At 71.6% G+C, this 24712-nt stretch carries 28 protein-coding genes, 1 other RNA gene and 1 riboswitch; of the genes, 8 read left to right on the top strand and 21 right to left on the bottom strand.

Annotated elements, in window-relative coordinates; genetic code table 11:
* Positions 1-2: 2 nt before the first annotated feature.
* The 3 genes from ACWA7K_RS05900 to yaaA all read right to left on the bottom strand — a co-directional run bounded on the left by ACWA7K_RS05900 (position 3) and on the right by yaaA (position 2368).
* Entirely contained in the window at positions 3-563 is a 561-nt protein-coding gene (locus tag ACWA7K_RS05900) for a hypothetical protein (RefSeq protein WP_456166585.1), read from the bottom strand.
* 79 nt (positions 564-642) lie between these two features.
* Complete coding sequence (locus tag ACWA7K_RS05895) at positions 643-1509, bottom strand: 2OG-Fe(II) oxygenase (RefSeq protein ID WP_456166583.1); 867 nt, start codon at positions 1507-1509, stop codon at positions 643-645.
* A 73-nt stretch (positions 1510-1582) separates the two neighbouring features.
* On the bottom strand, positions 1583-2368 hold the full coding sequence (gene yaaA, locus ACWA7K_RS05890; protein WP_456166581.1) for a peroxide stress protein YaaA: 786 nt from the start codon (positions 2366-2368) through the stop codon (positions 1583-1585).
* 111 nt (positions 2369-2479) lie between these two features.
* Between yaaA and ACWA7K_RS05885 the strand changes: the two genes are divergently transcribed.
* The gene (locus tag ACWA7K_RS05885; RefSeq protein WP_456166579.1) at positions 2480-2911 is read left to right on the top strand and encodes a YchJ family protein; all 432 of its coding nucleotides are present in this window, start codon (positions 2480-2482) and stop codon (positions 2909-2911) included.
* A gap of 19 nt (positions 2912-2930) precedes the next feature.
* Here the strand turns inward: ACWA7K_RS05885 and ACWA7K_RS05880 are convergent, their stop codons facing one another.
* On the bottom strand, positions 2931-3419 hold the full coding sequence (locus ACWA7K_RS05880; RefSeq protein ID WP_456166577.1) for a hypothetical protein: 489 nt from the start codon (positions 3417-3419) through the stop codon (positions 2931-2933).
* A 200-nt stretch (positions 3420-3619) separates the two neighbouring features.
* Between ACWA7K_RS05880 and nth the strand changes: the two genes are divergently transcribed.
* On the top strand, positions 3620-4258 hold the full coding sequence (nth, locus tag ACWA7K_RS05875) for an endonuclease III (RefSeq protein ID WP_456166575.1): 639 nt from the start codon (positions 3620-3622) through the stop codon (positions 4256-4258).
* A 28-nt stretch (positions 4259-4286) separates the two neighbouring features.
* Here nth and ACWA7K_RS05870 read toward each other — a convergent pair whose 3' ends face one another.
* From ACWA7K_RS05870 to ACWA7K_RS05825, 10 genes are read right to left on the bottom strand one after another with little or no spacing between them, the layout of a single operon-like run.
* Positions 4287-5093, bottom strand: a complete 807-nt coding sequence (locus ACWA7K_RS05870; RefSeq protein ID WP_456166573.1) for a cobalamin-binding protein — start codon at positions 5091-5093, stop codon at positions 4287-4289.
* 1 nt (position 5094) lies between these two features.
* Entirely contained in the window at positions 5095-5709 is a 615-nt protein-coding gene (locus tag ACWA7K_RS05865; RefSeq protein WP_456166571.1) for a histidine phosphatase family protein, read from the bottom strand.
* A gap of 1 nt (position 5710) precedes the next feature.
* Positions 5711-6517: an adenosylcobinamide-GDP ribazoletransferase gene (gene cobS, locus ACWA7K_RS05860; RefSeq protein WP_456166569.1), complete on the bottom strand. Its 807-nt coding sequence runs from the start codon at positions 6515-6517 to the stop codon at positions 5711-5713.
* A gap of 13 nt (positions 6518-6530) precedes the next feature.
* Positions 6531-7607 (bottom strand): nicotinate-nucleotide--dimethylbenzimidazole phosphoribosyltransferase, encoded by a 1077-nt coding sequence (gene cobT / locus ACWA7K_RS05855; RefSeq protein WP_456166567.1) that lies wholly within the window; start codon positions 7605-7607, stop codon positions 6531-6533.
* A 17-nt stretch (positions 7608-7624) separates the two neighbouring features.
* Entirely contained in the window at positions 7625-9157 is a 1533-nt protein-coding gene (locus ACWA7K_RS05850; RefSeq protein ID WP_456166565.1) for a cobyric acid synthase, read from the bottom strand.
* Between the two features lie 32 nt (positions 9158-9189).
* Positions 9190-9969, bottom strand: a complete 780-nt coding sequence (locus tag ACWA7K_RS05845; protein WP_456166563.1) for an ABC transporter ATP-binding protein — start codon at positions 9967-9969, stop codon at positions 9190-9192.
* Complete coding sequence (locus tag ACWA7K_RS05840) at positions 9966-10976, bottom strand: FecCD family ABC transporter permease (RefSeq protein WP_456166561.1); 1011 nt, start codon at positions 10974-10976, stop codon at positions 9966-9968. The genes ACWA7K_RS05845 and ACWA7K_RS05840 overlap by 4 nt, the downstream gene beginning before the upstream one ends.
* Positions 10977-11000: 24 nt before the next feature.
* Complete coding sequence (locus tag ACWA7K_RS05835; protein WP_456166559.1) at positions 11001-11852, bottom strand: ABC transporter substrate-binding protein; 852 nt, start codon at positions 11850-11852, stop codon at positions 11001-11003.
* The gene (locus ACWA7K_RS05830) at positions 11849-12415 is read right to left on the bottom strand and encodes a bifunctional adenosylcobinamide kinase/adenosylcobinamide-phosphate guanylyltransferase (protein WP_456166557.1); all 567 of its coding nucleotides are present in this window, start codon (positions 12413-12415) and stop codon (positions 11849-11851) included. The genes ACWA7K_RS05835 and ACWA7K_RS05830 overlap by 4 nt, the downstream gene beginning before the upstream one ends.
* Positions 12416-12430: 15 nt before the next feature.
* Positions 12431-14383, bottom strand: coding sequence for a TonB-dependent receptor (locus ACWA7K_RS05825; RefSeq protein ID WP_456166555.1), 1953 nt, complete (start codon positions 14381-14383; stop codon positions 12431-12433).
* A gap of 73 nt (positions 14384-14456) precedes the next feature.
* A riboswitch (cobalamin riboswitch) is annotated at positions 14457-14698 on the bottom strand.
* A gap of 118 nt (positions 14699-14816) precedes the next feature.
* On the opposite strand from ACWA7K_RS05825, the gene ACWA7K_RS05820 reads away from it, so the two are divergent.
* From ACWA7K_RS05820 to ACWA7K_RS05805, 4 genes are all read left to right on the top strand, one after another.
* The gene (locus tag ACWA7K_RS05820) at positions 14817-15044 is read left to right on the top strand and encodes a DUF904 domain-containing protein (RefSeq protein WP_456166553.1); all 228 of its coding nucleotides are present in this window, start codon (positions 14817-14819) and stop codon (positions 15042-15044) included.
* On the top strand, positions 15041-15364 hold the full coding sequence (locus ACWA7K_RS05815) for a cell division protein ZapA (protein ID WP_456166551.1): 324 nt from the start codon (positions 15041-15043) through the stop codon (positions 15362-15364). The genes ACWA7K_RS05820 and ACWA7K_RS05815 overlap by 4 nt, the downstream gene beginning before the upstream one ends.
* 243 nt (positions 15365-15607) lie before the next feature.
* Complete coding sequence (locus tag ACWA7K_RS05810) at positions 15608-16084, top strand: EVE domain-containing protein (protein ID WP_456166549.1); 477 nt, start codon at positions 15608-15610, stop codon at positions 16082-16084.
* On the top strand, positions 16081-16893 hold the full coding sequence (locus ACWA7K_RS05805; protein WP_456166547.1) for a sulfite exporter TauE/SafE family protein: 813 nt from the start codon (positions 16081-16083) through the stop codon (positions 16891-16893). Before ACWA7K_RS05810 ends, ACWA7K_RS05805 begins: the two co-directional genes overlap by 4 nt.
* Positions 16894-16899: 6 nt before the next feature.
* Here the strand turns inward: ACWA7K_RS05805 and ACWA7K_RS05800 are convergent, their stop codons facing one another.
* From ACWA7K_RS05800 to ACWA7K_RS05785, 4 genes are all read right to left on the bottom strand, one after another.
* Positions 16900-17910, bottom strand: coding sequence for a GGDEF domain-containing protein (locus tag ACWA7K_RS05800; RefSeq protein ID WP_456166545.1), 1011 nt, complete (start codon positions 17908-17910; stop codon positions 16900-16902).
* Between the two features lie 123 nt (positions 17911-18033).
* Positions 18034-18615 (bottom strand): DUF3501 family protein, encoded by a 582-nt coding sequence (locus ACWA7K_RS05795; RefSeq protein ID WP_456166543.1) that lies wholly within the window; start codon positions 18613-18615, stop codon positions 18034-18036.
* A 26-nt stretch (positions 18616-18641) separates the two neighbouring features.
* Positions 18642-20000, bottom strand: a complete 1359-nt coding sequence (locus ACWA7K_RS05790; protein WP_456166541.1) for a (Fe-S)-binding protein — start codon at positions 19998-20000, stop codon at positions 18642-18644.
* 85 nt (positions 20001-20085) lie between these two features.
* A complete protein-coding gene (locus ACWA7K_RS05785; protein WP_130480261.1) occupies positions 20086-20508 on the bottom strand; it encodes a rubrerythrin family protein in 423 nt (140 codons plus the stop codon).
* 193 nt (positions 20509-20701) lie between these two features.
* Between ACWA7K_RS05785 and ybiB the strand changes: the two genes are divergently transcribed.
* Entirely contained in the window at positions 20702-21649 is a 948-nt protein-coding gene (ybiB, locus tag ACWA7K_RS05780) for a DNA-binding protein YbiB (RefSeq protein ID WP_456166539.1), read from the top strand.
* 19 nt (positions 21650-21668) lie between these two features.
* Here ybiB and ACWA7K_RS05775 read toward each other — a convergent pair whose 3' ends face one another.
* Positions 21669-21977 carry an H-NS histone family protein gene (locus ACWA7K_RS05775; protein WP_456166537.1) on the bottom strand — a complete coding sequence of 103 codons (309 nt, stop codon included), beginning with the start codon at positions 21975-21977 and terminating at the stop codon, positions 21669-21671.
* 164 nt (positions 21978-22141) lie between these two features.
* Between ACWA7K_RS05775 and ffs the strand changes: the two genes are divergently transcribed.
* Positions 22142-22240: signal recognition particle sRNA small type (gene ffs, locus ACWA7K_RS05770), an RNA gene on the top strand.
* 113 nt (positions 22241-22353) lie between these two features.
* Here the strand turns inward: ffs and chrA are convergent.
* Both chrA and ACWA7K_RS05760 read right to left on the bottom strand, forming a co-directional pair.
* Complete coding sequence (chrA, locus tag ACWA7K_RS05765) at positions 22354-23697, bottom strand: chromate efflux transporter (RefSeq protein ID WP_456166535.1); 1344 nt, start codon at positions 23695-23697, stop codon at positions 22354-22356.
* Positions 23698-23716: 19 nt separating this feature from the next.
* Positions 23717-24658, bottom strand: coding sequence for a chromate resistance protein ChrB domain-containing protein (locus tag ACWA7K_RS05760; protein ID WP_456166533.1), 942 nt, complete (start codon positions 24656-24658; stop codon positions 23717-23719).
* Positions 24659-24712: the final 54 nt, after the last annotated feature.

Here is a 24712-nt window from a genome sequence, read left to right as displayed (position 1 = left end):
CGTCAGGGGCGCGAGCCGTCGTCCTGCAGCGGCTTGCGTTGGGCCTTGGCCGCCGCAGCCTGGGCGGCCTTGCGTTCGGCCCGCTTTTCGGCCCGTTTTTCGGCCTTCGCTGCCGCCGCCTTCTCGGCCTTGCCGACCTTCACCGCCTTGTCGGCCTTGACGGTCTTGCCGGCCTTCTGCGCAACCTTGCCGGCACCCGCTTCAGCCTTGGCCTTGCGGGCGGCGGCCTTGTCGGCCTTGTCGGCCTTGTCGGCCTTGGCGGTCGCGGCCTTCTGGGTGTGGTCCTTCTGCGTGTGGTCCTTCTGGGCGTGCTCCTTGCGCGCGGCCGCCTTGTCGGCCTTCTCGGCCTTCTCTGCGGCGCGCGACGACTTCGACGTCGCAGCAGCTTGCGACGCGGCCGGCATCTCGCCCAGCGCGGCGGCGGGTGCCACCGGCGCGGCCGTCGGCTGGGCCGGCACCGGAGTCGGCAGCACGATGGTCGTGGTGCCGGTCTGCGCCGTGGCGGCGGTGGCGGTCAGCAGCGTGGCCAGCAGCAGGGCGAGCGTGGCGGAGGAGCGGGTCATCGGTCAGGTCCTGTCTCGGGGAATCGTTGGAATGGTTCGGGGAAGCGGGGGAGGACGGCTCAGCAGCGAAGCGGGGAAATCAGTCGAACCGGCCCTGGCGCAGCCACTTGGTGGCAACCCACTTCTCGCCCTCGAGCACCGGCGCGCCGCCATGCAGCGTGCGGGTGACCGGGTGGGCGCGGTCGTAGCTGAAGAAGACGGCGTTGCCCTTGATCGGCGCGACTTCGAGTGCGACGTCCGGGAAGGTCGTCGCGCCGCCGCGGGTCGGCGTGTTCAGGTACATCACCAGCGTGCCGACCCGCTGGCCGCCGCGCTTGAGGATGGTGGGCGTGCCCGGCTGGGCCGGGTCGAAGTAGTCGTAGTGCGGCTTGTATTCGGCGCCCGGGCGGTAGTGCAGCACCTGCACGCCCTCGCCGTTCTCGACCGGCCAGTCGAGCAGCGCCGCGATGCGGGCCTCGATGCGGGTGATCAGTTCGCTCTCGCCGCGGCCGAAGAACATGCCCTCGCTGGTGCGGGCCTCGTTGACCTCGCTGCCGCCGGTGTCGTTGTCGACCGTCTCGGAGCGGGCCAGGCGCGGATCGGCCAGCGCGACCAGCGCGTCGCATTCCTCGTCGGACAGGAAACCGCCGAACACCACCACGCGCGGCAGGCGCATCTGCGTCAGCACGGTGACGCGGCGGTCGGGCAGGTCAAGGTGGACGGGCGAGCCTTCCAGGGCCGGCTCCGGCACCACCGAGCCCGGCGGCAGGTCGACCGCCACGCCCTGCTCGGCCAGGTAGTCGCTGAGCGTCTCCTCGAGCGCCGCGACGGCGACGTCTTCCTGCCAGCCGGCTTCGCGCATCGACGCCAGGACGACCTCCGGGCCATGTCCGGCGCGGGCCTGCTCGATGATCCACTGGCGCAGTTCGGGGGTGGCGGTCTGGCGGGTCATGGTCGTCGTGCTCATCGAGGGATTGTCGCGTCGGGCATCGCGGCGGCGCTGGTCGCCGCGCCCAGGAATGCGACGAGTTGTCACCTGATCAACCTTCCTGCCGACGCCGGAACACCAGCCGGTCCGGTCCGGACACCTCGGGCGCATGGACATAGCCCCCCAGGTCGAAGGCCAGCAGCTGGCTGACGCGCTGGACGCGCTTCGTGATCGCGTAACGCGCCATCAGCCCGCGGGCGCGCTTGGCGTGGAAGCTGATGATCTTGTAGTCGCCGTCCTTCCAGTCCTCGAACACGCAGTCGACCACGCGGACCGGGCCGGCGGCCTGCAGCACCGGTCGGCGCACGGCCTTGAAGTACTCCTGCGAGGCCAGGTTGACCAGCACCGGCGAACGCTCGCCGGCCAGGCGCTCGGCCAGGTCCAGCGAGATCGTGTCGCCCCACCAGTCGTAGAGGTCCTTGCCACGCGGATTCGCCAGCCGCGTGCCCATCTCCAGGCGGTAGGGCTGCAACGCGTCGAGCGGGCGCAGCAGGCCGTACAGGCCCGACAGGATCAGCACATGCGACTGGGCCCAGCGCAGGTCGGCGGCGCCCAGGCTGCGGGCATCCAGGCCGTCGTAGACATCGCCGTTGAAGGCCAGCACGGCAGGCTTGCTGTTGCGGCGGTCGGACGCCGGTTGCCAGGCACCGTAGCGGGCCACGTTGAGCGTGGCCAGCGTGTCCGAGAGGTCCATCAGCTCGGCGATCTCGGCGGGGCTGCGCTGGCGCAGGATGCCGATCAGCTCGGCTGCCTCGGCCACGTAGCGCGGCTCGGTGGCGCTGACGCGGGTGGGGGTCTCGTAGTCGAGCGACTTGGCGGGCGAGAGGACGAACAGCATGGTGTCGGGGGGTCTGGAACGGCGCGGATTATCGGGCGCCGCGCACTATGCTCCGCGGCCGGAACCGCCGCACGACACCCCCCACTCAGCCCCGCCACCGAGCACCGCCAGATGAAGAACCCGGCCCCTGCCAGCCCCGCCGACCAGGCTCCTTGCCCTTGCGACCTCGGCACGTCCCGCCGGCTGCGGCTGTCCGACTGCTGCGGCCGCTACCACGCCGGCGCTCAGCACCTGCAGGCGCCGGACGCGCTGGCCCTGATGCGATCGCGCTACAGCGCCTATGTGCTGGACCGGCTGGACTACCTGCGCGCGACCTGGGACGCCGCGCACTGCCCGGCCGACCTGACCGCCAACGAGCCGGGCCTGCGCTGGCTCGGGCTGGAGATCCAGGAACACCGCGTCATCGATGCCGACCACCAGACGGTGCGGTTCGTGGCGCGCAGCAAGCTCGGTGGCCGGGCGCACCGGCTGGTCGAGACCAGCCGCTTCGAGCGCCGCGATGGGCGCTGGTTCTATGTCGACGGGGATGTCGCCGGCCGTTGAACGCCGCCGTGCCGGATCGTCAGCGGCGCGAATCGAACTCGATGCGGACCGCGTGGCTGCCCAGGCGCACCACGTACCAGCCCATCACCACGCACAGCAGTGCGCCGCCAATGGCGCCACCGAGCCGCAGCGGCAGTGGCTGATGAATCAGCGTGGCAGCCGCAAATCGCCCGGCCAGATGCACGCCGCCGAAGGCATCCAGGATGGGGTTCAGCAGGCTGACCTCCAGCCAGCGCTGGCCCAGCTGCGCCAGGATCAGGCCGATGAACAGCGCCATGGTCGCGGGCCGGGCCCACCTTTCGCGGCGCAGCAGCCCGAGTCCGGTCACGGCCAGCAGGCCGGCGGTCGGCAGCAGGGTCGGCGGCCGGAACGGAATCGCCATCGCGCTCGCCCAACCCAGCAGGCCCAGCAGCAGCAGCGTCCAGGCCAGGGCACCGATGTCGCGCGAGCGGTCGCGGACCCCCGCGGCGGTCGCCGGGTCGTCCAGGAGCAGGGGGTTGTCGATCACGCGTGGCATCTTGGTTCATCCAATCTGGGGTGTGTCACGCATGGTGACCGCGCCGCGCCACCGAAACACCCACATGCATCTGTAGTAGTTTCGCTGAACCACTACAAACGATTGCAGGTGATCACCCGAAGTCGGTGCCGTTAGCCGGTGGCCTTTTCCTCTATATCGGCCAGTCCCTGAAGAACTCTAGACTTGACCGAATGCAAGACACCCAGATTCAGCGTTTCTTCACGACCTTGCAGGCCGCGAACCCCATGCCGGCGTCGGAACTCGAATACAGCTCCGTGTTCGAGCTGCTGGCCGCCGTGCTGCTGTCGGCCCAGGCGACCGATGTCGGCGTGAACAAGGCGACGCGGCGGCTGTTCCCGGTGGCCAACACGCCGGCGCGGATCCTGGCGCTCGGCCTCGAAGGGCTGGAGTCGCACATCCGCACCATCGGCCTGTACCGCAGCAAGGCGCGCCACCTGATCCAGACCTGCGAGATCCTGCTCGCCCGCCACGGCGGCCAGGTGCCGCGCAGCCGCGAGGCGCTGGAGGCCCTCCCCGGCGTCGGCCGCAAGACCGCCAACGTGGTGCTGAACGTGGCCTTCGGCGAGCCGACCTGTGCGGTCGACACCCACATCTTCCGGGTCTCCAACCGCACCGGGCTGGCGCCCGGCAAGACGCCGCTGGCGGTCGAGCTGAAGCTGCTCGAACGCATCCCCGAACGCTTCCGGGTCGACGCCCACCACTGGCTGATCCTGCACGGCCGCTACGTCTGCCAGGCCCGCAAGCCGCGCTGCGCGGCCTGCGCGGTGGCCGACTGCTGCGACTTCACGCCCAAGACGAGCGCCAGCTGAGGCCAGCGGTCGACCGGCCGCGTGCGCGTCAGGCGTGCAGGGTGGCCCAGGCCTGGATGCGCGCCTCGATCCGGCGCAGCCCGTCGGTCAGCGCGGCCGGGCCGGGTTGCAGGATCTCGCTGGACTTGATCTCGAAGACCTGGCCGTCGCGCACCGCCGGCAGCGTGTCCCAGCCGGGCCGGGCGGCGACTGTCGCGGGCTGGAACTTGCGCCCGCACCAGGAACCGAGGATCAGCTCCGGCGCGCGCCGCAGCACCTCGGCCGGGTCCGCGATGATCCGGTCACGGCCCAGCGAGCGGCCGGCCAGTTCGGGGAAACACTCCTCGCCGCCGGCCCGCACGATCAGCTCGCTGACCCAGCCGATGCCGGAGATCAGCGGGTCCATCCATTCCTCGAAGTAGACCCGCGGGCGACGCGGCAAGCGCGCCGCCCGTTCGGCCACGGCGTCCAGCCCGGCCTGCAGTTCGGCGATCAGCGCGGCGGTGCGTTCATGGGCCCCCACCATCGCGCCGACCATCTGGATCGAGCCGAGGATGCCGTCGACCGTCCGGTGGTTGAAGACGTGCACGGGCACCCCGGCGCGGATCAGCGTGCTGGCGATGTCGGCCTGCAGGTCCGAGAAGCCGAGCACCAGGTCGGGTTCGAGCGCCAGGATCTGGTCGATCTTCGCGCTCAGGAAGGCGCTGACGCGTGGCTTCTCCTGCCGCGCCTGCGGCGGCCGCACGGTGTAGCCGGAGATGCCGACGATGCGGTGCTGCTCGCCCAGCAGGTAGAGCGTCTCGGTCGTCTCCTCGGTCAGGCAGACGATGCGGCGCGGGTGGCGGTCGTGGGTCATGTCAGGTCGACAGGCGGGTGGCAGGGCGGACCCGCAGACAGCCGCCGTGCCGCAGCGCGACCGGCCAGTCGATCGCGCGCGGCGGGTCCAGGTGCAGCGTGCGCAGCGCACTGAGCCAGCCGGCGTGGCCGACCGCCCAGACCGCCGCGCCGGCCAGCGCCGGATCGTCCAGCAGGGCCCGCACGCGCTCGCGCAGCATCACGACGCTCTCGCCGCCACCGGGGCGACAGGCGGCGAAGTCGTCGGTCCAGCCGGTCAGGTCGGCGACGTCGATGTCGACCCAGCGGCGGCCGTCCCAGTGGCCGAAGTCGGCCTCGGACAGGCGCGTGTCGATCCGGTGCTGCCAGCCCCAGCGCTGCAGCCAGCGGCCGACGTCGGCCGCCCGGCGCAGCGGCGAGGTCAGGATCAGCCGCGCCCCGCCGGACCGGCGCTGCGCGCTGCGGATGCGGTGGGCCAGCCGCTTGGCCCGGCGCCGGTCGACCGCCAGGTCGGTGTGGCCGATGCAGCGCCCGGCGGCGCCGACGGCGAGCGGATGCCGCCAGATGCGCAGCTCCGCCAGCGCCATCGGCAACGTGAGCGCCAGCGGCGTCGTGCGGTCGCGTTCCGTGTTGGTCATGTCACCCCCCGAAGGCCAGCCAGCCGAGCAGCGCGGCCAGCTCGCCGAACTGCTGCGCGGCCCCCAGCGTGTCGCCGGTGTAGCCGCCCAGGCGCTGACGGTACCAGCGCCGGCAGGCCAGGGTGACCAGAATCAGCCCGCCGATCGCACCCGTCCAGGCCGGTGCCGACGCGGGTGTCAGCAGCAGCAGCACCCCGCTCAGCGCCACGACCCAGCCCAGGGCGGCCAGCACGCCGCCGCGCGTGACCTGTTGCGCCATCGGCTTGGCCTTGGCGTGTTCGGCGTCGCCGGCATAGGGCAGACAGGCCAGCAGCAGCACGGGCACCAGCCGAGAAGCGGCATGGGCCCAGACACCGGCCAGCAGCGCCTGCGCCACCGACAGGCCGACGAGGCCGTGCAAGGCCGCCGCCTTCAGCCCCAGCACCGCCACCAGGCCCAGCGCGCCGTAACTGCCCAGGCGCGAGTCCTTCATGATCAGCAGGGCCTTCTCGCGCGAGACCGCGCCGCCCAGGCCGTCGCAGGTGTCGGCCAGACCGTCCTCGTGGAAGCCACCGGTCAGCCAGACGGTCGCCGCCATCGACAGCCCGACCGCCACCGGCGCCGGCCACAGCGCCGACGCCGCCGCCAGCACCGCCGCGCCCCACAGCCCGACCAGCAGGCCGACGCCCGGGTAGTGGCGCGCGCTGGCGTTCATCCACTCGGGCGTGTAGCCGACCCAGGCCGGCACCGGCACGCGGGTGAAGAACTGCAGCGCGATCAGGTAGAGCCGCAGCTCGTGGCGGACGCGCTCGAAGGCTCGGGCGAACATCGTCGTGGCCGGCTCAGGCGCGGTCGCTGACGCCGGCCGATTCGAAGCTCGCCATCTCGGCCAGGACGTGACAGGCGGACGCCAGCAGCGGCCAAGCCAGCGCCGCGCCCGAGCCTTCGCCCAGCCGCAGGTCGAGGTCCAGCAGCGGACGCACGCCGAAGTGGTCCAGCAGCAGACGGTGGCCGGGCTCCTGCGAGCGGTGCGCGAACACGCAGCGCTGCAGCACGGCCGGCCGCAGCCGCTGCGCGACCAGCACCGCCGCGCCGACGATGTAGCCGTCGACGACGATCACGCGCCGCTCCTCGGCCGCCTGCAACACCGCGCCAACCAGCGCGGCGATCTCCAGGCCACCGAAGGCGGCCAGCGCGGCCAGCGGCTCGACCGCCTCGGCGTGGCGGGCCAGGACCTCGATCAGCACGGCCGTCTTGCGCGCCAGCGCGGCATCGTCCAGCCCGGTGCCACGGCCGGTGCAGGCGGCGATCGGGTGATCGGTCAGGCGCGCCACCAGCATCGCGGCGGCCGACGTGTTGCCGATGCCCATCTCGCCCAGCAGCACCACATTGCCGGGCAGGCTGGCGACGACCTCGCGGCCGACCGCGATGGCCTGCGCGCATTGCGCCGGGCTCATCGCATGAGCCTGCGACGCATCGGCCGTGCCCGGTGCGACCTTGCAGCGGCGCAGCTGCGGGTGGGGTTCGAACGGCTGCCGAACGCCCGCGTCGACCACCGTCAGCGCCAGGCCATGCTGGCGCGCCAGCACGCTGACGGCCGCGCCGCCGTGCAGGAAGTTCAGCACCATCTGCGCCGTCACGTCGGACGGGTAGGCCGACACGCCCCGCGCGGCCAGGCCGTGGTCGGCGGCGAACACCAGCATCTGCGGCTGCTCCAGCCGGGGCAGGTCACGGCCCTGGACCAGCGCGAGCTGCAGCGCCAGCGCCTCCAGTTGACCGAGGGCGCCCAGCGGCTTGGTCTTGCGGTCGATTGCGTGCTGCACGCGCGCGGCCAGGGCCGGGTCGTGCAGCGCGGCAACGGCCGGCAGGACGACGTCAAGGTCGAGATCGAGCGCACGATCGGGAGAGCGGTCAGGCATGTCGGAAGGCTTCGTGTTCAACGGGCTTGCAGCAGATCGAGCAGGGCTGCCGGCCCGATGTGGGTGTCGATGAAATCGGCCAGGCCGTCGAACACGGCGTCCAGCGTGCGGACCTCGGTGCCGAACAGCGCCCGCAGCACCGCCGGCGACTCGAACAGGCCGTGGGCGTACAGGCCCAGCACGTTGCCGCGCGGCCCGGCCTGCCAGCCGATCGGTTCGCCGTCGGCGTCGGACAAGGCCGTTCGCGGCGCGGCCATCGACGGGTGCGGCACGCTGCGGCCGTGGTGGATCTCGTAGCCCTGCCAGCCGATGCCCGACAGCGCCGCCCACGGGCCGGACGGGTCGAGCGTGGCAAACGTGGCGGTGGCCGGCCGCAGCAGCTTGTCGGGCTCGAAGCGGGTCACCAGCGGCAGCAGGCCGAGGCCGGGCATGCAGGCGTCGACAGCGCTGCCGGTGGGGTCACCCTCGACGCCGTCGAGGTCGATCAGCGCCTCGCCCAGCATCTGCAACCCGCCGCAGATGCCCAGCACCGCGCCACCGGCGGCGGCATGGCGGGCGATCGCGGCATCGAGCCGCTGGGCGCGCAGCCAGGCCAGGTCGGCGCGGCTGTGCTTGGAGCCGGGCAGCACGATCCAGTCGACGCCGTCGACGTCGGCCGGCGTGCGGGCCCAGACCAGCCGCACGCCGGGCAGGTTGCGCAGCGGCTGGAACTCGTCGAGGTTGCTGATGCGCGGCGTGACCACGACGGCGATGCGCAGCGTCACGGCACCGGCCGGACCGCCCGCGCCGGCGTCGACATCGTGCAGGCCGTCTTCCTCGGGCAGGCCGTGGCCGCGCCACATCGGCAGCACGCCCAGCGTCGGCACGCCGGTCAGCGCCTGCAGCTGTTCCGGACCGGGCGACAGCAACGCGGCATCGCCGCGAAAGCGGTTCAGCACGAAGCCGCGGATCAAGGCCCGTTCCTCGGCCGGCAACAGCGCGTGGGTGCCGTACAGGTGCGCGAAGGCGCCGCCCCGGTCGATGTCGGTGACCAGCAGGCAGGCTGCATCGGCGGCCCGGGCGGTGCGCATGTTCACGTAGTCGCTGGCGTGCAGGTTGATCTCGGCCGGCGAGCCGGCGCCCTCGATCACGACCACGTCATGGTCGGCCTGCAGCGCCGCCAGTGCCTCGAAGGCCTGGGGCCACAGCCGCTCGCTGCGGTCGCGCCACGGCACCTCGGCCAGGTCACGCCGGACCTGCCCCAGCACGACGACCTGGCTGCGCGTGTCGGCCTCGGGCTTGAGCAGCACGGGGTTGTGGCGGACCTCGGGCACGCAGCGCGCGGCCAGCGCCTGGAAGTACTGCGCGCTGCCGATCTCGCCCAGCCGCGTGCGGCCGTCCGGCCCCGGCAGGCCGGGCACGACGCGGGCGTTGTTGCTCATGTTCTGGGCCTTGAACGGCGCCACGCTCAGACCCTGCCGCGCATACCAGCGGCACAGCGCGGTGGCCAGCCAGCTCTTGCCGGCGCCGCTGGTGGTGCCCAGCACCATGACGGCGCGCCCCGGTGACATCGTCCGACTCAGCGGTCTGCTCAGCGGGTGGCTCATCGCGTGAGCCCCAGGTCAGGCAAGGCCAGCCACTCGTCACCGAGCCGCTCGATCCGGATCGCGCCGCCGAAGACCTCGCGCAGCGCGGTGTGCACGGCCGGGTCGTCACGGGCACCGGCGGCCCGCACGCGACCCGCTTCCAGCACGACCAGCCGGTCGGCCGCCAGCGCCAGCGACAGGTCGTGCAGCACGCTGACCACCGTGCGGTCACGGCCCAGCTCACGCATCCGCCGGACCAGCGCGACCTGGTGCGGCGCATCCAGGTGCGTGGTCGGTTCGTCGAGCAGCAGCACCGGCGCCTGCACCGCCAGCGCGCGCGCCAGCAAGGCCCGCTGGCGCTCGCCGCCGGACAGGTCCGACAGGCGCCGGTCGGCCCAGTCGGCGCATTCGGTGTCGCGCATCGCCTGCGCCACGATCGCGTGGTCCTGCGCGCTCGGCCGGCCGAACAGGCCCTGCTGCGGCAGGCGGCCGAGCATCACCACGTCGTGCACCGTCAGCTCGCTGCCGGCATCGGCCTGCTGCGACAGCCAGGCGATGTGGCAGGCGCGTTCGCGCGGCGTGCAGCTCGCCAGTTCGCGACCTTCCAGCAGGACACGGCCGGCGCGTGGCGCCAGCAGCCCGGCCAGGCCGCGCAACAAGGTCGACTTGCCGGCGCCGTTGGGGCCGACGATGGCGGTCCAGCCCGGGCCGATCGACAGGTCGACATGGCGCAGCACCGGCTCGCTGCCGGGGCCGGGCGCCAGGGCCAGGTCGATGCAGTCGAGCACCGCCGTCATCGCAGACCCCTGCGCCACAGCAGCACCAGCAGGTAACACCCGCCCAGCACGGCGGTGAAGACGCCCACCGGCAGTTCCTGCGGCGCGATCACGCTGCGGGCGATCACGTCGGCCCACAGCAGCAGCACGCCGCCCATCGCCGCGCTGGCGACCAGCCGGTAGCCGTGCGGCGCCCGCACGAAACGGGCGACCAGGTGCGGCGCGACCAGCCCGACGAAGGCGACCAGGCCGGCCTGCGCGACCGCCGTGCCGGTGGCCAGCGCCATCAGCACGACCAGCGCGGCGCGCAGCCGCGGCAGCGCCAGACCGAGGCTGCGGGCGCTTTCCTCGCCCAGCGCGAGGGCGTCCAGAACACGCGACAAGCGCCAGGCCAGCGGCAGCGTCGCCAGCAGCGCCAGCGCCAGCGCCGCGACGCTGGGCCAGCCGAGCAGGCCGGTCTGGCCGAGCAGGAAGGACTGCTTGCCGCGCAGCGCGTCGGGCGAGAACAGCGTCACCAGGTCGTTCAGCGCGCCCAGCAGCACGCCGACGACGACGCCGGCCAGCAGCAGCCGCGTCGTGTGTTCGGCACCGCGCGCCAGCAGCAGCGTCGCGGTGACGCCACCGAGGGCACCGACGAAGGCCGCGCCGACGAGGCCCAGGCGCTGGAGGGCGTCCGCGCCGGTCAGCGTCAGTCTCGCGCCCAGCAGCCCGCCGGCCGCCAGCACCAGCACGACGCCAAGTGACGCACCGGCCGCCGAGCCCAGCAGGTAGGGATCGGCCAGCGGGTTGCGGAACAGGCCTTGCGCCAGCGCACCGGACAGCCCGAACAGCGCGCCGACCAGCAGCGCGCCCAGGCTGCGCGGCGCGCGGATGTCCCACAGGATCAGGTCGCCGCCGGGCGACAGCCGCAGCGCCGCCAGGTCCCAGCCTTCGCTGCCGGCCAGCAGGCCCGCCAGCAGACCGGCGGTCCCCAGCAGCAGCAGGGCCAGCGCCAGGCGCAGGCGACGCAGGCGTTCGGCGGCGGGCATCGGCGGCTGTTCTCGGCTGTCCGGTCAGCGCGCCGGCGCCGGCAGGCTGGCCAGGCAATCGGCGATCAGGCGGGCGCCCTCGCCCATGCGCGGGCCGGGCCGGACCAGCATGTCGTAGGCGGCGGGCGCATAGGCGCAGGTCTGGTGCGCGGTCAACGCGGCCAGGCGTTGCCAGCCCGGTCGGCGTGGCATCTCGGCCAGCGACTGCGTCGCCGCGATCACCAGGTCGGGCTGGGCGCGCAGGATGAATTCCGGGTTGAGCTGCGGGAACGGGCCCATGCCCGCGTCGACGATGTTGCGCAGCCCCAGCCGCGCCAGCGTCTCGCCGATGAACGAGGACGCGCCGGCCGCATGCGGCGAGCTCGAGACCTCGAAATAGACCCGTCGAGCGCGCCAGGCCGGCGGCACACGTTGCGCGGCCCGCGCCAGCTCGGTCTCGATGCCGGACCACAGCGCGTCGGCCCGGTCCGGCCGGCCGTCCAGCAGTTCGGCGATCTGGCGCAGCGCGCGCTGCACCTCGGCATGGTTCTCGGCCTGTAGCGTGACGACGCGCAGCCCCAGGCCACGCAGCCGGTCGACCACCCGCGTGGACGGCGCCGCCAGCACGAGGTCCGGCCGCAGCGCGACGATGCGCTCCAGCTGGGCATCGTCCATGCCACCCAGTCGCGGCAGGCCGGCGATCGAGGCCGGCCAGTTCGAATAACGGTCGACACCGACCAGCCGCTCGCAGGCACCGAGCGCGCAGACCGATTCGGTCAGCGACGGCAGCAGCGAGACGATGCGGCGCGGCGCGGTCGGGCCGACCGAGTCGGCCGCATGGACCGCCGGCACGGCCAGCCAACCCGTCAACAACAGCCGGAACAGCCAACGCCTCATGCGGCACCGCCCTTCAGGTGCACCGGCAGGCCGGCCACCATCAGCGTGACCCGGTCACACCGGCCGGCCAGGCGCTGGTGCAGCAGGCCCAGCGTGTCGAGGAAGCGGCGCGTCTCGGCGCCCAGCGGCATCACGCCCAGGCCGATCTCGTTGGACACCAGCACGACCGGCGCGGGCGCGTCGGCCAGCGCCGCGCACAGGCGGTCGATGGCTGCGGCCGCGTCCTGGACCGGCAGCCCCGGCGGCGGCATCAGCAGCTGGGTCAGCCACAGCGTCAGGCAGTCGACCACCAGCAGATGCCGGTCGGCGGCCAGGCGATGCAAGGCCGCCGCCAGGTCGCCGTCGATGCCGCCGGCCAGTTCATGCGTCGCCAGACCCGGCGCCCGCGCCGCCCGGTCGGCCTGGTGACGGGCGATGCGCGCGCGCATCTCGTCGTCACCGGGCCAGGCGGTGGCGATCAGCGTCGCGCGCCGCCCTGCCCCGGCGGCCAGCCAGTCGGCCGCGCGCTGTTCGGCCGCACGCGACTTGCCGCTCTTCTGGCCGCCGAGGATCAGGGTGTGCATCGCCGGGTGCCTGCGTCAGAAGTTGAAGCGGGCAGACGCCACCACGGCCCGGCCGGGCTCGGGGTAGATCGCCGACACCTCGCCCGCATCGCAGCGGAAGGCCTGGGTCGTGTACTTGCGGTCGCCCACGTTGGTCACCGACAGCGCCAGCTCCCAGGTCGGCTGGCGCCACGCGTAACGCGCATCCAGCGTGGTCGCCGAGGCCATGCGGCAGTCGTTGGTCAGCGTCGGGAACTGCTGGCCGGCGTAGACCACGTCGGCGCCCAGGTGGTGCTGCGGCAGGAACTGCCAGTTGACGCCGACCAGACCGCTTTCGCGCGGCGCCAGCGGCACGTCCTTGCCGGCGTTGACGCCGCTGTCGAAGCGCGAGCGGCGCAGCGCGGCGGCCGCGCGCAGCTCGACGGTGGCGCTCAGGTCGTGGCGGCCCTCGAACTCGACGCCGCTGCGGCGGGTCGGGTCGTAGTTGACGTTCGCGCCGAACAGGCCGGAGGCCGGGTCGAAGCCGATCTCGTCGGTCAGGCGGCTGCGGTAGACCCGCGCCTCCAGCCGGGTCGTCTCGATGCGCCAGCGCGCGCCAGCCTCGAGGTCGCGCGAGGTCTGGGTGCGCAGCGGCGTGCTGCCCAGCTCGTCGACATTGGGCAGGCGGAAGCTCTTGCCGATGCGGCCGTAGACCTGGGCCTGGCTGCCGACGGGCTGGACCACGCCGGCGTCCCAGGCCGTCACGCGGTCCTCGGCCCGGCCGACGCCGAAGCTCTGCGCGTCCTTGACGGCCGATTCGCGCCGCAGCCCGGCCGACAGCAGCGTGCCGCCCGGCAGCGTGAGGTCATCCTTGACGTAGACGGCGCGGTTGCGCTGCTGGTCCGGATCGCCCTGCGGCAGCACGTCGCGGCTCCAGCGGTTGTGGTCGACACCGATGCGGAACTGGTTCGCCAGGCCGGCGATCTGGCCGCTGTGGCGCGCCCGCAGCGCCGCCATGCGGGCGGTGACGTCGTAGTCGAAGGCCGAGCCGAAGTTGATGCTGCGCAGCGTCTTGCTGCGCTGCCCGACATCGGCGGCGAACTCCCAGGCACCGGCCCGCAGCTCGGCGGTCAGCGTGTTGCGGCGGCCGTCGATGCGGCCGTGGTCGGTCAGGCTGAAGGCCTGGCTCGGATCGCTGGCGTACTGGGCTGCCGACAGCGCGCCGGGCAGGCCGGTCGAGACGGTGTCCTCGGCATGGCGGGCCACCACGCGCAGGCCCTCGCCGTCCTGCCACTGCGCGGTCAGCGAGGCGCCGCCGACGCCCGAGGCGAAGTTGTCGCGATGGCCGTCGTTGAGGCGACGCTGCGCCGCCAGGTCGAAGCTGAAGTCGCCCGCGTTGAGCGTGGCCGAGCCGCGCAGCTCGCGTCGACCCTGGTTGCCGCCGGCCACGTAGACCTGGCCGTTGTCGCGGCGGGCCACGCCCTTGCCGGCCTTGGTCGTCACGACGATCACGCCGCCGGTCGCGCCTTCGCCGTACAGCACGGCGTTGCTGCCGCGCAGGACCTCGATGCGTTCGACCGTCTCGATCGGGATGCCGGCCAGCCGGGTGCCGCCGGTGTCGCCCTCGCTGATGCGGATGCCGTCGACGACGATCACCATGTTGCTGTCGGACGTGCTGCCGAAGCCGCGCAGGTCGAGCGCGTATTCGCCGCCGCCGTTGAGGTCGAGCCGGCCCGGCACGCCGAGCTGGCGCATCACGGCCTCGTTGATGGTCGTGTAGCCGCCGTTGCGGATCTGCTCGGCGCTGATGACGCTGATGCCGATCGGCTGGCTGTCGGCCTTGTCGGCGAAGCGGGTGCCGCTGATGACGACCTGCGGCAGGCTGTCGGCCATCGCCAGCCGGAGGCCGAGATCGGACTGGGCCATCGCGGCGCCCGACGCGCAGAGCGCGGCCGTGCAGGACAGGAGGGACGCCGCCGGTCGACGGGCGTTGCGGAACGAGAGGGACATGGGAAACACCACGGAACAGACGTGCACGCCAGCGTCCCCGCAGGCCTGCACCACATGGCGGAGACGCTCATCGCGCGTCCGCCCCCTGTTGGCCGGTATCCGGGCTGACGGAACAACCTCTGCGACCTTCCCGGCGCCGTGTGGCGGCACCAGTGGCTGAACGCAGAAGCGGGTCTGGGCACATGGCCTCGACCGTCCGCTTACCGTTGCGGGGGCAGCGCAGGTTGGGCTCTTCCCGATGGGCGTCGCCTTCCTGCTTCCCGTTTAACCGGGCCCCTTGAGGAGGGCCCGAGCACCAACGGCCGCGAGTGTATCCGTGCGTGTCCGACGCCTTGCTGACGGCTCGCACGGCCCGGACGCCACGGTCGCCACCCCTACAATTCACAGGCTCGGTTCACGCAGTCGTTGCGTGAGCGCTGCAACCCCACTGCGCATGTCCACCCTCGAAGACCTGGCCGACCGCGTCGACCGCCTGCTGCTGCGACACGACGAGCTCAAGCGCACCAATTCGCTGCTCGAGCAGCAGCTCGCGACGGTGCTCGCCGAACGCGACAACCTGCGCTCCCGCCTCGCCGCCGCCCGTCACCGCATCGACGCGCTGATCGAGCGCCTGCCCGCCAACGAACACGACGCCACCCAGGCCAGCGGGAGCGACGCATGAAGCAGATCGAAGTCAGCATCATGGGTCAGACCTACGTGCTGGCCTGCCCCGAAGGCCACGAGACCGAACTGCTGGAGGCCGTCAGCAGCGTCGACCGCGAGATGTGCGGCATCCGCGACGCCGGACGCGTCAAGGCGCGCGAACGCATCGCCGTGCTGGCCGCCCTGAACCTCGCCTACGCGCTGGCCGAACAGGCCCGCACGCCCGCACCGGCGCCAGCCGCCGTCGCCGCTGCGGCACCGGCCGCCGGCCACATCGACGTCGACGCGCTGGTTCGGCGTGTCGATGCCGCACTCGGTCACGACGGCCAGCTGCTTTGAAGGTCTTGGGCCGCATGGCGGCCCGGCTGGGTTCTAGAATGGACTCGTCCGCCGCGTCCGCGAAGGTTTTATATTTCCTTGAACCGATGCTCTCGCGAGCCAGGGCTTGGAACATCACCAGGCTGGCGTGATCGTCTCGCGTCAGATGAACCCGATGCCTGGTTGACCTTGCCCACCTGAATCCCCCTGGGTTCAGGAATGCGACCTTTGGTTCGCGGTGGACACCCTCTCCCGAATGCCCCGATGGAACGCTCCTACTGGCTGATGAAGAGCGAGCCCGACGAGGCCTCGATCGACACCCTGGCTCATGCGATGAGCCAGTGCCTGCCCTGGACCGGGGTGCGCAACTACCAGGCCCGCAACTTCATGCGCGACGCGATGCGCATCGGCGACGGCGTCCTGTTCTATCACTCGTCCTGCCCGCAGCCCGGCATCGCCGGTCTGGCCGAGGTGGCGAGCACGGCCTACCCGGACGCGACGCAGTTCGATCCGGCCAGCCCCTACTTCGATCCCAAGTCCGATCCGGCCGCACCGCGCTGGCTGAACGTCGACGTGCGCTTCGTGCGCAAGACCCGCCTGCTCGGCCTGGCCGAGATGCGCGCCACAGCCAGCCTGGCCGACCTGCAGGTGCTGCAGCGTGGCAACCGGCTGTCGATCACGCCGGTGACGGCGGCGCAGTGGCAGGCGGTGCTGTCGGTGCTGGACCCAGCTGCCCCATGAACCTCGATCCCCTGCTCATCCTCGAACTGCTGGCGCTGGGCGTCGGCACCGGATTCCTCGCCGGCCTGCTGGGCATCGGCGGCGGCATGCTGATGGTGCCGTTCACCACGCTGATCCTGTCGCATCGGGGCGTCGCGTCCGGCCTGTCGGTGAAGATGGCCATCGCCACGTCGATGGCGACCATCCTGTTCACGTCGATCTCCAGCGTGCGGGCCCACCACCGTCGCGGCGCCGTGCGCTGGGACATCGTGCGCACGCTGGCGCCCGGCATCGTCGCTGGCGGGCTGATCGCCGGTGCCGGCGCCTTCGCGGCCCTGAAGGGCCAGGCGCTGGCGGCCGTGTTCGCCGTGTTCGTCGCGTTCTCGGCCACGCAGATGCTGCGCAACAAGAAACCGGCGCCGTCACGCCAGATGCCCGGCACGGCCGGCAGCCTCGGTGCGGGCGGGCTGATCGGCTTCGTCTCGGGCCTCGTCGGCGCGGGCGGCGGCTTCATCTCGGTGCCGTTCATGGCCTGGTGCAACGTGGCCATGCACAACGCGGTCGCGACCTCGGCGGCGCTGGGTTTCCCGATCGCGCTGGCCAACACGCTGGGCTACGTCATCGGCGGCTGGAACATGCCGACGGAGGTGCCGGGCGCCTTCGGCTACCTGTGGTTGCCGGGCCTGGCGGTGATCGCCTGCGCCAGCGTGCTGACCGCGCCGCTCGGCGCGAGGGCCGCGCACGCGATGGACGTCGCGCAGCTCAAGAAGGCGTTCGTCGCCGTGCTCTACCTGCTGGCCGCCTACATGGCCAGCCGGGCGGTGCTCTGAGCCGACTCAGGTCGACGGCGGTGCAGACGCACCGCGGGTGACCGCCAGCGAGATGGTGGCCGGCAAGACCCGGTTGCCGCCACGCTGGCGCGCCTCGTTGAGGGCACGGATGGCCGCCTGGCTCAGCGCATCCAGGCTTGCCGCGCTGTGCGGAAAGCTGGCGACGCCAGCCGAGATCTCGAAGCCGTAGGACTGCCCGTCCTGCACCAGCACCTCGGCGGCGCACGCCTTGCGCAGCTGTTCGACGCGGGCATGCGCAGTTGCCAGGCCGATGCCGGAGAACAGGATCGCGAACCGCTCGGGGCCGAGCTGCGACAGCGCATCCATCGCCCGCGTGTTGGCCCGCATCAGCACCTGCAGGGTCTGGGCGATGCGCTCGCCCGCTGCCGCGCCGTGTCGCTGCACGACCTCGTCCAGACGGTCGACCGCCAGCAGCACCAGCGTGAACTCGCGGCCTTCGCGTTGCGACAGCGCGGCCTCGCGCTGCAGCGTGGCCTCGAAATGGTCGCGCCGGAACATCGCGTCGGGGCGGTCGTTGGCGGTGTCCTCGCGCAGGCGATCGAGCATCGCCTGCTGACGCTCGATCTGCTGCAGCGCCTGGTCGAGACGGACCTCCAGCGCCGCCTTCGGGTCGAGCCGCCAGATCGTCAGCAACAGCCGCTCGCCGGCCGGTCCGCTCAGTTCGGTGCGCCAGGTCTGGATGTCGACTCGCTGGCCGCCGCGTTCGAACCGGTGCTGCTCCAGCGCCACCGCCTGCGCGCCCAGCGCACGGCGGTCGGCGGCCTGCACGGCCGCCGCATCCGCCGCGGGCAGCACGGCCAGGTCGTCACGGCCGGTCACCTGTCCGGCATCCAGACCGAGGAAGGCCAGCCAGGCCGCATTGGCCCATCGGTAGCGCGGCGCCTCGCCGCCTTCTCCGACCGCCTTCAGCGACACCATCACGCCCGCCACGTCCAGCATCGCCAACAGGCGATCGGACAGGGTCGCGACATCGATTTCGTGCGGCAGTTCGGTCATGGTCGAGGGGCGGCGAGCCGCGCGGAAAGGTGGCTCGCGATGATAGGCAGCGCCACCCCCGCGCCCCGGAAGCCCGGATCACACCGGGCCTGCGGCGTGAACTGGGTCACTGACCGCCAGGACTCAGCGCAGGTCGCCGGCCAGGCTGGACAGCGTCTCCGGCGACAGGCTGACGTGGCTGGGGTAGTTCACGTGGTCGCAACCCACCTTGACCCCCGCGCCGGCCCGGATCGCGGCCCGCATGGCCTCGCTGAACTCGAAGCGCAGGAAATGCACGGCCGAGGTCTTCTCGGCGTTCTCGCGGTCCAGGTCCTCGTCGGCGATGGCGTGGACGCGGCCATGGCCCTCGACCTCGACGAAGACACGGTCCTCGACGCCGATCAGCCGCGCCAGCTCGCGACGGCGCTCGTTCACGTCGGGGTACTCCAGCAGCATCGTGGCCTTCCAGTTGCTGCCGTCGGGCACCAGCGGCGCATAGGCCTCGAGTTCGGAGCGGATGCCCTCCTCCTCGAAGATCTTCTCGATGCGCAGCATCTCCTGGATCTGGTAGCGGATCGTCGTCTCGTCCTCGAACTGCAGCCGCAGGTGCTCGCCCAGCACGACCGAACGGCGCTGGCGATGGGCGATCACCTCGGCGCGCATCGCCTTGCGCTGTCGGGCATAGGCCTCCAGCGTCAGGAGGCTGTCGCGGGTGATGACGGTCATGTATCGGTTCCTCGAAAAGTCGTGGGTCACTTGAGCCCGTAGGCCGTCGCCACCAGGCTCAGCGGATGAGCCAGTGGCGCCGTGGGCAGGTTGTTGACGGCCAGTCCCTGGGCGATGTGATGGCCGCCGAGGGGGCAGTCCGAACTGATCCAGTCGGGCCCCTGGCCCTCGGCATTGAGCTTGCCCATGGCCTTGAACACCGGCTTGCCGATCTTCATCGCCAGCGTGTGATACGGCTTCTTCACGCCATAGGTGCCCGCGTGTCCCGAGCAGCGCTCGACGGTGTTGAGCTGGACGCGCACGGTCTGGCCGATCAGCTTGAGGACTTCCTCGGTCTTGCGGCCGATGTTCTGGACCCGGCCGTGGCATGGGATCTGGTAGCTGACGCGGCCGAGGTCACGCTTGAAGTCGGTCCGCAACAGCCCGTCGCGGTGGCGCGCCGCCAGGTACTCGAACGGGTCCCACATCGCCTGCTGGACCCGCTTGACCGCCTCGTCGCCCGGGAACATCAGCGGCAGTTCCTGCTTGAACATCAGCGTGCAGGACGGCACCGCCGACAGGATCGCCCAGCCCTCGCGGGCATAACGATCGAGGACGGGGATGTTGGCTTCCTTGCTCGCCGCCACCGAATCGAGGTCGCCCAGCTCGAGCTTGGGCATGCCGCAGCAGCGTTCCTTCTCGACCAGCTCGTAGGGGATGTCGTTGTGGGCCAGCACGGCCAGCAAGTCGTGGCCGATGCCGGGTTCGTTGTAGTTGACGTAGCAGGTCGAGAACACCGCCACCTTGCCGGGCGTGCGCTCGCCGTTCGTCACGGTCTTCGACGGGCTCGTGGCCGCGCTCCAGCGGAAGCGGCGGGTCGCCAGTGCGGGCATCCAGGCGTCCGGATGCACGCCCAGGAAACGATCCATCGCCTGGCGCGCCAGCGGCGTCGCGTTGATGGCATTGACGGCCTGCACGACCACCGGGATGCCGGCGAACTGGCCGTGCTTGTCGGTCGAGGCGAGAAACTGGTCGGCCTTGCTGACCTCGCCCTTCTTGAAGCGGATCGCCTTGGCACGCAGCATCAGGTGCGGGAAGTCCAGGTTCCACGCGTGCGGCGGCACGTACGGGCACTTGGTCATGTAGCAGAGGTCGCACAGGTAACACTGCTCGACGACCTTGCCGTAGTCGGCCTTGGGAATGCCGTGGACCTCGCCGTCCTCGGTCGCGTCGACCAGGTCGAACAGCGTCGGGAAGCTCTGGCACAGGCTGACGCAGCGGCGACAGCCGTGGCAGATGTCGAACACACGCTCCAGCTCGGCCTCGCACTTCGCCTCGTCGTGGAAGTCGGCGCTCAGCCAGTCGAGCGGGTGCCGGGTCGGTGCCTCGAGATTGCCTTCGCGCATGCTCGTCGCTCCTGCCCGGGTCACGGGCCTGAAGGATGGACAGAAGGATGACCGGGACGTTCGCCCCGGTCATCACCACGCCGGTTCAGTCGACCAGCGCGTCCAGGGCCTTCTGGTAGCGGTTGGCATGCGAGCGCTCGGCCTTGGCCAGCGTCTCGAACCAGTCGGCGATCTCGTCGAAGCCTTCGTCGCGGGCCGTCTTGGCCATGCCCGGGTACATGTCGGTGTACTCGTGGGTCTCGCCGGCCACGGCGGCCATCAGGTTCTGGCGGCTCGACCCGATCGGCAGGCCGGTGGCCGGGTCACCGACGGCTTCCAGGAATTCGAGGTGGCCATGCGCATGGCCGGTCTCGCCTTCGGCGGTCGAACGGAACAGCGCGGCGACGTCGTTCTGGCCTTCGATGTCGGCCTTGTTCGCGAAGTACAGGTAGCGACGATTGGCCTGGGATTCGCCGGCGAAGGCGTCCTTCAGGTTCTGCTCGGTCTTGGATCCCTTGAGTGTGCTCATTGCTCTCTCCGTTGTGACCTGCGTGGGGGATGGGGCGCGCGATCGGATCGCGCACATCACGATATCGCACACGGGAAGGCGAACTCCTTAGGATTTATCTATTCGAACTTTCGGGCAAACCCAATGGCCGCCGGGCAAGGCCAGAATCGGCTGCCCTCGACCTTTTCCGACCCCTCCATCCGGTCTCGACACCATGAGCATTGCCCCCTACCTGCGCACCATCGGCCGAGGCAAGGACGGCGCCCGGCCGCTGACGCGCGAACAGGCCCGAGAGCTGATGTCGCTGATCCTGGACGGGCGCGTCAGCGACCTCGAACTCGGCGGCTTCGCGCTGGCCATGCGCATCAAGGGCGAGACCGCCGACGAACTGGCCGGCTTCATCGAGGCCACGGTGGCTCATTCGATGAGCCTGCCGCAGCCCGGTGCCGAAGCCGGCCCGGCGGTGCTGCTGCCCAGCTACAACGGCGCACGCAAGCTGCCCAACTTCACGCCGCTGCTGGCCTTGCTGCTGGCGCGTGCCGGCGTGCCGGTGCTGGTGCATGGCGTGCTCGACGACCCGGGCCGCGTCACCAGCGCGGCGATCTTCGAGGCGCTCGGCCTGCCGCCCGTGACCGATGCCGACGGCGTGGCGCGGCGCTGGTCAGGCGCTCAACCGGCCTTCATCGCGCTGGAGGCCCTGAACCGCCCGCTCGCCGGCCTGCTGGCGATCCGCCGCGTGCTGGGCTTGCGCAACAGCGGCCACACCCTCGCCAAGCTGCTGCCTGCGGTGCCGGGTTCGCTGCGGGTGGTCAACCACACCCATCCCGAATACGCGGTCAGCCTGACGCAGTTCCTGGGCGACAGCGGCGCCGACGCGGTGCTGATGCGCGGGACCGAAGGCGAACCGGTGGCCGATGCACGCCGCCAGCCACGCCTGCAGGTCCACCTGGACGGGCAACGCCGGCCCGAGCTGGATCTGGCGCCGCAGGACGGGGTGCTGGTCGACCTGCCAGAACTGCCGGCGTCGATCGACGCGGCGAGCACCGCCAGCCTGATCCGCCGCATGCTGGACGGCGACGCGCCGGTGCCTGCGCCGATCACGCAGCAGGTCGCGGCGCTGCAGGCGGTGCGGCGGGCGATGACGGTGTCGACGGCGGCGTGAGGCCGCGCCGGCCGGGCTCTCAGGTCGCGGAAGGATCGGCGCCCGTCGACTGCTCGGCCGGTGCGGCGACGCGCAATTCGTCGACCGTGTAGCCCTCGCGGATCAGGGCCTGGCGCAGCCAGTCGGGCTGGCTGCCGCGGCCGTCCCAGGTGTCACCGCTGACGGGGTGGCGATAACGCACTTCCGGCGCCGCCACGCGGCGCACGACCGGCGTGGCCGGCAGCGGCACACCGGCGAGTTCCGCCGGTTCGATCTGCCAGAAATCCATCAGGCGCCGGATCTTGCGGATCGCCGCCAGCTTCTCGAGATCTTCGTCGTCGTCTTGCATCTGCTGAGGCCTGCCGGCCAGGCCGGCACGAGGTGCTGCGGGTCGGGAAACATGCCGCTTGGGGTGCCGAATCATGGCATACGCGACGCGCCGATCGACCCTGTCCACCCCCCGCAACCGTGTCCGGCGGAAGTCGCTGCGGCGGCTCGCCTACAATCGTCGGTGACGGGCCTCCCCGCATGGGCAGGCGGCCAAACGGGTCAGGTCGGGAACGAAGCAGCCCTAACCGATTCTGTTCAGTGCCGGGGTTCAGGCTCGTCACCCTCATTCGAAGATCGCCAGACCTGCCCCGGGGTACGCACCCCGGGTTCTGCAGAGGCTGGCGCCCCCCACCCTCCCTTCCGATCGACGCAGCGCCTTCAGGCGCGTGAAGCGCTCACCACAGGCTCCACGCCAGCCCCGCCACGGCGCTGCCGGCGATGACCGGGATCACGCCGATCTTGAAGCGGATCAACGCGACGGCCGCAACGAGGCCGATGGCGGCGGACACCACGTCGAAGCGGCCAGACAGGCCCTGCGGCCAGAGCACGTGGAAGGCGAAGAACACGGCCAGGTTGACGATCACGCCGACCACGGCGGCGGTGATGCCGGTCAGCGGTGCGGTGAACTTCAGGTTGCCGTGGGTCGACTCGATGAACGGCCCGCCCAGCAGGATGAAGCAGAAGCTCGGCAGGAAAGTGAAGAAGGTCACCACCGTGGCGGCTGCCGCGCCGGCCAGGAAGAGCGAGTCGCTGCCGAACAGCGCGCGGGTCCAGCCGCCGACGAAGCCGACGAAGGACACGACCATGATCAGCGGGCCGGGCGTGGTCTCGCCCAGCGCGAGGCCGTCCATCATCTGCGGCGCGGTCAGCCACTGGAAATGCTCGACAGCGCCCTGGTAGACATAGGGCAGGACCGCGTAGGCGCCACCGAAGGTCAGCAGCGCGGCCTTGGTGAAGAACCACGCCATCTGCGTCAGCACGGCGTCCCAGCCGAAGGCCAGCGTCAGCCCGCCGATGGCGGCGCCCCACAGGCCCAGGCAGACCACCAGCACGCGGATGAAGCGCGGCCAGGTGAACAGCGCGTGTGGGGGCGTCGGCGTGCTGTCGTCGATCAGCGCGGCGCCGGCCGTCTTGCCGGCCTTGCCGTGGCCGCCGCCGACGGCGAACTGGTCCGGCCGGAAACGGCCGCCAAGGTAGCCGATCAGGCCGGCGACCAGGATGATGAGCGGGAACGGCAGGCTGAGCGCAAAGATGGCAACGAAGGCCGCCACCGCGATGCCCCACAGCCAGCCGTTCTTCAACGCCCGCGAGCCGATCCGGAAGGCCGCCGAGACGACGATCGCGGTGACCGCCGGCTTGATGCCGTAGAGCACGCCGGCCACCGCCGGCACCGTGCCGTAGGCCATGTAGATCCAGGACAGCCCGATCAGCAGCAGCAGCGACGGCAGCACGAACAGCCCGCCGGCCACGATGCCGCCCCAGGTGCGGTGCATCAGCCAGCCGATGTAGGTGGCCAGTTGCTGGGCCTCGGGACCGGGCAGCAGCATGCAGTAGTTCAGCGCGTGCAGGTAGCGGTTCTCGGAGATCCAGCGGCGTCGCTCGACCAGGTCCTCGTGCATGAGGGCAATCTGCCCGGCCGGCCCGCCAAAGCTGATGAATCCGAGCTTGAGCCAGTACAGCAGCGCCTGGCCGAAGCTGACGGGCGCGGGGGGTGTCGAACGGTCTGGGTCAGGGGTCATGTCGGTCGCCGGGAGGCGTTCAGGATGGGGCCCGGAATGCGGCCAGCAGGGTATCGAACAAGGGCACGGCCGCGGCGAGCAGCGCGTCGTCATCGGCGTGTTGCGCCTGCAGGCCGCGCACCAGCGTCGCCAGCCCGGCGGCCTCGTCGGCCGGGATGCCACCGACGTCGATGGCATGCACGACCTGGCCGAGCCGCCGCAGCGCCGGATCGGCGTCCAGGCCGAACGATGCGGCGACGACCTCGAAGGTGACCCGGTCGCCCACATGCGTGAAGGTCGCGCCGTCGAAGTCGTAGCCGATCGCCGCCTTCGGGCAGCGCCGGACATCGGCCAGCCAACGGAAGGTCGGCGCGCGGTCGATGCATCGCAGCACCAGCCACGCGGTGGCGAGGCGGTCGACCCACGGCCGCGCCCGGGTCGCCCAGATGCGGCCCTGGCAGGCCTCGATGTCGAGGCGCGGAATGAAGCCGTCGGTGGCGGCCGGCTCGCCCGGGGACAGGCGGCGTTCGATCTCGGCGCGCAGGGTCGCGAGGCCGGCGCGGGCATCGGTGGCCGGCTGGCCGGGGAAGTGGTCGATCGCGTCGATGGCCTGCAGCTGCTGTTCGAGGCGTCGCAGTGTCTGGCGCAGCCCGGCGTCGGTCTGGCGGGCCACCTCCTGGCGCGCGAGCTTCAGCGCCTGGCCGAACTCTGCATAGGCGGCAGTGCGGTCGAACAGCGCGCGGAAGGCGGCATCCTGGGCGGCGTCACGGGCATCGAGTTCCAGCAGGTGGGCTTCGGCGCCGCCGTCACGGATGGTCTGCTCGATCGACCGGAAGGCAGCCGCATTCGGCGCATGGGCCGGCAGGATCTGCACGCCTTCGCGCAGCGTCGCGCAACCCAGGCCGCGCAGCTGGCGCCAGACGCGCACGCGCAAGCCCGACGGCGAGGTCGGGAGCGTCGCGGCGAGGATCAGCCAGGTCATGTTGAAGCAAATATCGCATGACGTGACATCTGCTGCAACGCGGCCACCGCCGCC

It is taken from the genome of Leptothrix mechoopdaensis (SeqCode), assembly GCF_053893855.1.
Note: the sequence above shows the minus strand (reverse complement) of the source record. Positions and strands in the feature narration are given on the sequence as shown.